The organism is Leucobacter sp. M11, from assembly GCF_035726885.1.
In the GTDB taxonomy this organism is placed as follows: Bacteria; Actinomycetota; Actinomycetes; order Actinomycetales; family Microbacteriaceae; genus JAPFRB01.
Genome location: NZ_JAPFRB010000003.1, coordinates 78,188 through 84,497 on the forward strand (window position 1 = coordinate 78,188; position 6,310 = coordinate 84,497).

At 71.9% G+C, this 6,310-nt stretch carries 6 protein-coding genes; all 6 read right to left on the reverse strand.

What is annotated here, in order from left to right:
- The coding region (locus OOT08_RS08610; protein WP_325092221.1) for an alcohol dehydrogenase catalytic domain-containing protein at positions 1 to 542 on the reverse strand (542 nt) is incomplete at its 3' end.
- A complete protein-coding gene (locus OOT08_RS08615) occupies positions 535 to 1,263 on the reverse strand; it encodes an HAD family hydrolase (protein ID WP_325092222.1) in 729 nt (242 codons plus the stop codon). The genes OOT08_RS08610 and OOT08_RS08615, both read right to left, overlap by 8 nt.
- Complete coding sequence (locus OOT08_RS08620) at positions 1,260 to 2,489, reverse strand: TIGR03364 family FAD-dependent oxidoreductase (RefSeq protein WP_325092223.1); 1,230 nt, start codon at positions 2,487 to 2,489, stop codon at positions 1,260 to 1,262. The genes OOT08_RS08615 and OOT08_RS08620 overlap by 4 nt, the downstream gene beginning before the upstream one ends.
- Before the next feature lie 51 nt (positions 2,490 to 2,540).
- Complete coding sequence (locus tag OOT08_RS08625; protein ID WP_325092224.1) at positions 2,541 to 4,286, reverse strand: PhnE/PtxC family ABC transporter permease; 1,746 nt, start codon at positions 4,284 to 4,286, stop codon at positions 2,541 to 2,543.
- Positions 4,283 to 5,143, reverse strand: a complete 861-nt coding sequence (phnC, locus tag OOT08_RS08630; RefSeq protein WP_325092226.1) for a phosphonate ABC transporter ATP-binding protein — start codon at positions 5,141 to 5,143, stop codon at positions 4,283 to 4,285. The genes OOT08_RS08625 and phnC overlap by 4 nt, the downstream gene beginning before the upstream one ends.
- A gap of 43 nt (positions 5,144 to 5,186) precedes the next feature.
- Complete coding sequence (locus tag OOT08_RS08635) at positions 5,187 to 6,125, reverse strand: phosphate/phosphite/phosphonate ABC transporter substrate-binding protein (protein ID WP_325092227.1); 939 nt, start codon at positions 6,123 to 6,125, stop codon at positions 5,187 to 5,189.
- Between the last annotated feature and the right edge of the window lie 185 nt (positions 6,126 to 6,310).

The following is a 6,310-nucleotide window of genomic DNA, read 5'->3' on the forward strand; positions in this document are numbered from 1 at the left end:
ACCTCCGCCGGCAGCTCGTCCGGGATTGCGACGACGGTCGTCCCGGCGAGCAGGTGGATGTGCGTGGCGAACCCGCCGCTCAGCTCCCAACCGTGCCGGATCTGCTCGTGCCCGTACTTCGCGAGGGCGCGGCACTTCTGGGTGAGGCCGCGCAGACAGCGGTCGCAGTCGCCGCAGCTCACGGTGAGCGACCACACCACACGGTCGCCGACCGCGAGGGGCCGGGAGTCGGAGCGGACGGTGCCGGGGCCAACGGCCACGACGCGGCCGACCTGTTCGTGGCCGAGCACGAGCGGCACGGGGGCGGTGCGGCGTCCGGCAATCGTGTGCAGGTCGGAGCCGCAGACCGTCGCGTACTCGATCTCGACGAGGGCGTCGCCGGCGCGGAGGGGGACCTCCAGCACGGCCATCGCCTCGTGCGGGGCGCCGGGCTTCATCCAGACCATCGCGGTGGGGGCGGAGGCGAGCTCCGTTCGGGTGCCGTCCGCGCCGATGATGGCGCACCGGCCCGCGCGCACCGCGGAGCGCGGGGCCTCAGCCAACACGGGTCGCGTCGATTCCGAGCAGGGCGGGCAGTTCCGCGACGCTGTCCAGGACGCGGTGCGCGCCAGCGCCGAGCAGCGCGTCGCGGCCGTGGGCCCCCGTGAGCACCCCGGCGACGAAGCCCGCGCCCGCGGCGAGGCCGGCGCCGATGTCGCTCGTGGTATCGCCGAGCACGGCGAGGTTTGTTACGGAGCTGGCTCCCGTGCGGAGCAGCCCCGTGAGCGGCATGTCGGGGAAGGGGCGGCCGCGGCCCGCGTCGGCGGGGCTGAGGACCGCGTCGGCCAGCTCGGTCCAGCCGAGGGCGGTGAGGATCGCGTCGCGGGTGACCGGGGAGAAGCCCGTGGTGAGCACGACGAAGCGGCCCGCCCCGCGGATCGAGCGGATGGCCGCTTCGGCCCCGGGGATCTCCGCGAGGCCGACCTGGCCCGCGAGCTCCGCGTAGGAGTCCTCGAAGGCCAGGTTGCCGCGCTGGGCGTCCTCCTCCGAGTCGGCGATCATCCGGAAGACCTCGATCTTCGACTGGCCCATCGTGTCGCGGACGATCTGCAGGGCCTGCTCGCGCGCCGCCTCGCCCTGGGCGATGCCGGTGCGCTCTGCGGTCAGGGCGAAGGCGCGCTCCACGAGGCCCTCGTCCTGCACCGTGGTGCCCGCGAGGTCGAGGATGACGGTCTGAATGTGGGCGAGCTCTGCGGGTGCGGGGCTGGGGGTGATCTGGGTCACGGGTGAATCCTTTCGAGGGGCGGCAGGGCCGCTGGGGAGGCTGTGGAGGGTGACGGTGTGGGGTGCCCGGCGCGGCCCCCGAGGTGGGCGCTGACCGCGGCCTCGGCGAGGCCGAGGCCGGTCGTCATGCCGATGCCGGTCGTGGCGAGAGCGACGCAGACACCGGGGAGCGGGGAGTCGAGCACGAACTCGTCCCGGCCGGAGGCGTACACGCCCTGCCAGCGTTCGATCACCCGGGGGCGCGGGACGCCGAAGAGGGTCTCAGCCTCGCCGAGGAGCAGCTCGAAGGCGTGCTCGGGCTGGAAGGGGCTGGCGGTCTCGCCCCGCCAGTGCGTGTCACCCACGATGAGTGAGCCGTCGGGCAGCTGGGTGTACATCTGGTTCAGGTCGATCGCCGCGAGCTCGGGCCGTTCCCCGTGCAGGCGCTCGCGCACCCGAGCCGCGGCGGGCGAGGAGGCGAAGGCGCGGTAGCGAATCAGCGACCAGCCCGTGAGCAGCGGGGCCGCGAGCGGGGCGCGAAGCCCCGCGTCCACGCGCAACATGTCCAGCGCGCACCGCTGGACATCGCGCTCGGCGGCCACCTCCGGGAGGAGGCCGTCGATGTCGTGGTTCACGGCGACGATGACGAGCCCGGCGCTCACCCAGCCCGCGGGGGTGCGCACGCGGCCCGTCTCCACCCGGGTCGCCGCGGTGCGGAAGCGGAACTCCACGCCGAGGCGCTGGAGGTGCGCGGTCACCGCGCCGAGCGCCTGCCGCGGGTTCGCGTGCAGGTCGTAGGGCAGGAACGCCCCGCCGACGGCGACGCCCGCCCCGAGGGGCGCAAGACGCTCGATGCCGTCCCGGTCAAGCAGTTCCAGCTCGGCCCGGTCCCCGAGCACCCGCTCGGAACGACTCTCGCCGACCTCGGCGAGCAGGGCAAGCTCGTCCTCGTGCCGGGCGACGACCGCCGTCCCGGACTCCCGGAGCCAGACCCCGGCGTCCCGGGCGAGGCGCAGCCACAGCTCCCGGGCGAGCACGCCGTACGCGCGGGCCTCGCCCTCCTGAGGGGTGAGGCAGAGGTGGCCGAAGTTCCGGATCGAGGCCCCGGAGGCCTCGGCGCCGCGCTCAAGAACGAGGACGCGCTGGCCCCGGTCCCGGGCGGCAAGGGCCGCGCCGAGGCCGACGATGCCGGCCCCGATCACGATGACGTCATAGCCGCCGGGGGCGACCGTGCTGGATGAACTCATGAGGTGTTTCTTTTCAACTGGGGAGCGGTGGGCAGGGGAACGCGGTGGGGGCTAGCGGAACACGCGCCGCATCCACATCGCAAGCCCCTCGACCGCGAGCACGGTGACGAGGATCATGGCCACGATCGCGGTGACCACGCCGTAGTTCGAGCCCTGTCCGGCATTCAGCAGGTAGTAGCCGATGCCACCGCCTCCGACGATGCCGAGGATCGTTGCCGCGCGGATGTTGGTGTCGAGGAGGTAGAAGGTGTGGCCGATGAGGGCGCGGGTGCCCTGCGGCACCGTGGCCGAGGCGTAGACCTGGGTTCGGGTGGCCCCCGTGGCGGCGAGCGCGCGCTCGGGTCCGGGGTTCACCTCCTCGAAGGAGTCCGCGATGAGCTTGCCGAGCAGGCCGATGCCGCCGACGGCGAGGGCGAGGGTGCCCGCCTGGGCGCCGAGCCCGGTCACCACGATCAGGACGATCGCGAGGATGACCTCGGGGATGCCGCGGATCACGACCAGGAGGAAGCGGCTGAACCCCCGGATCGCGCCGTTGGGGGCGACGTTCCGCGCGGCGAAGGAACCGATCACGACAGAGGCGCCCAGGGTCAGCACGGTCGCGGCGAGCGCGATGGCGATGGTCTCGCCCATGGCCCCGACCATGGTGCTGGCCTCGTAGTTGCCGAAGCCGGGCGGCCAGAACTGCACCGCGACGGCGGGGATCTTGGCCCAGAAGGTGATCAGGTCGCGCCACTGGATGTCGGTGACGAGGACGCTCGCGAGCACGACGAGCACGCCGAGGGTGAGCCAGGCGGTGTTGCGGCGACGGGCCGCGTCCCAGGGACGACGCATGGCCTCGGCCACGGTGCGGGGACCCGCGGGGGCAACCACGGGCAGCGCGTGAGCGGCGCGGCCCGGACGCGTCGGGCCGAAGCGCCGGACGAGGCGGTCGCCGATGCCGCGGCCGGTGGGGCGCTGGCCGAGCATGCTCGCGCGCACCGCGCTGGAGACGATCTCCATGAGGATGCAGAGTGCGAAGATGACGAGGGCGTAGCCCATGCCGAGGGAGTAGTTCATGGACTTGAAGGCGAAGCTCATCTCGCGGCCGAGGCCGACGATGCCGACGTAGCCGAGGATGACGGAGCCGCGGAGGTTGATGTCGTTGCGGTGCAGGATCGTGGCGACCCAGGACGGCAACACCTGCGGGAGGATCCCGGAGACAAACTCCTGCCAGCGGCTGCCGCCCGCGGCGCGGATGGCGAGGCGCGGCCCCTCATCGATCTGTTCGATCGCGTCGGCGAACATCTTCGAGATCATGCCGATGGAGTGGATGCCGATCGCGAGGATGCCGGGCAGGGAGCCGAGGGAGAACATCAGCACGAACACCATCGCGAGCACCACATCGGGCACGGCCCGGGTGAAGACCCCGAGGAAGCGGCCGAAGACGCGCCAGCCGCGGCCGGGGGTGGTGTTCGCGGCGGAGATGATCGCGACGGGCACGGAGAGGGCCGCGGCGAGCAGGGTGCCGCAGAGGACGAGCCCGACGGTGAGCCCGGTCAGGGCGAGGAGCTCGCCGAGCGGGGGGAAGGTGAGCCCGCCGATGCGGGCGAAGAAGCGTTCGGCGTTGCCCCAGCTCTCGAGCATCTTGGGCAGGGACAGGTCGATGCCCGCCAGGGCGACGCCGGAGGCGATGAACAGGGCGACGAGGGTGAGCGCCGCGGCGACCTTCTCCGGGGAGATGCGCCGCTTCGGGGCGCGCTCGTGGGCCGGTGCGTCGGGCTCGACGCCGGCCGCGGCGACGGGGGTGGTCAGGCTCACAGCCGGACCGCCTCCGCCTCGGCGAGGTCCTTGGCGACGCGGGCCAGGTGGCCCGGGGTCTCCAGCTCGCTCGTGAGCGCCTCGAATTCTGCGGTGGTGGTGGACACCCGGCCGTAGATCTCCATGACCTCGGCGCGGGTGAGGTGCGCCGTCTGGGTGTCCTGCACGACCGCCCCGGCGCGCAGGCCGATGATGCGGTCGGCCCAGGACAGGGCGAGATCGACCTGGTGCAGGCTGCAGATCACGGTGAGTCCGCGGTCAACGGCGATGTCCCGGATGAGCGTCATGACCTGCTCGCTGGACTCGGGATCCAGGGAGGCGACGGGCTCGTCCGCAAGGAGGATTTCGGGTTCCTGCATGAGCGCGCGGGCGATGGCCACGCGCTGCTGTTGACCGCCCGAGAGGGTGTCGGCGCGCTGGTAGGCCGTGGCGAGCAGGCCGACCCGGTCCAGGTGGCCGAGGGCCGCCTCGCGGCGGGCGCGGCCGTAGCCAATGAGCCCGAGGCGGGGCCCGGTGATGCCCGCGAGCGACCCGGTCAGGACGTTCTCGAGCACCGTGAGCGACGGCACGAGTTCGAACTGCTGGAAGATGAAGCCAACGCGGCTGCGGAGGGTGCGGAGGCGCCGCCCCCGGAGGGACGACACCTCCTCGCCCAGCACCCGAATGCTGCCCTCGGACGGGGTCTCGAGGCCGTTCAGGTGCCGGAGCAGGGTCGACTTCCCCGATCCGGATCGGCCGAGAAGCACCACGAGCTCGCCGCGGTTCACCTCGAGGCTTGCGCCGTCGAGCGCGGTGGTCTGGTCGTATCGCTTCGTCAGGCCGGTGACGGTGACGGTGGGGATCGGGGAAGTCGTCATGGTGTGTGTGTCTTTCGCTCGTCAGTCGGTGGTGAGGGGCTCGTTAGCCCTGGCACTGGCTGGCGTTGGTGGTCTCGCAGATGTCGCGAACCGTGTCGTAGTAGGCGTCGTCGACCGGGGTCGTCTCGTAGAACACCGCGCGGAAGGACTCGGAGGCGGCGGACTCGACCCCGGCCTCGACCATCTGATCGGCCGTGACCTCGCTGAGCAGATCGGTGATCTGGGAGACGAGCTCCTTCGGCAGGGCGTCGGAGACGACGATCGGCGCGCCGGGCACCATCGTCTCGTCGATGACCTCGACCTTGTCGCTCTTCAGCACCTCGCTGTCCTCGGCGAAGCCGGCCTCGCACTCGACGCCCTCGCCGACCTTCTGGACGCTGACGTCGTGCTTGCCCGCGAAGACCGGGGTGACGCCCGTCTCCGGGTCGATGTCGTTCTTCAGGAGGTTGTAGCTCGGGAAGAGGTACCCGGAGGTGCTCGACGGGTCAACGAAGCAGACCTTCTTGCCCTTCATGTCCGCGACCGTCTTGATGTCGCTGCCCTTGGGCACGATGGCCTGCGAGAAGTAGCCGGGCTCGGCGCCCTCGCTCGTGGTGATGGACGAGATCGGGGTGATCTCGGCGCCCTGGTTCTTCGCGGTCACGTAGGTGAAGCCGGAGAAGGAGGCGACGTCGATCTTGCCCGCGATAGACGCCTCGATGAGCGCGGCGTAGTCGGTCGACTCGTGGTACTCGACCTCCTTGCCGGTCTCCTGCGCGAGGTAGTCCATGAGGGGCTGGTAGTTCGTCTCGGTGTCCACCGAGTCGGGGACCACGCCGAAGACGAGGGTGTTCTCGTCGGCGGCGAAGCCCGTCGAGGAGGACGCGGCGTCACCGGACGCGGCGTCACCGGCGGGGGCGCCGGCGGAGCAACCGGTGAGAACACCTGCCAGGATGGCGGCGGCGGAGAGGGCGAGGAGAGCTGAGCCGCGGGGCTGTCGCATGGGGGTAACGAACCTTTCGATGTGGGAGCGGCCGGAATCGTTGGCCACACGGGAAACGCTAAGCGCCTCGCGGGAACGGGTCCCGAACCCCGGGTGAACGCGGGGGAAACGTCGCGGGAAGAGGCGGGCCACCGGGGCGCGCCGCGCGGGTCGGGGCCCGGGTGAACGCCGGGTGACGGTTCGTC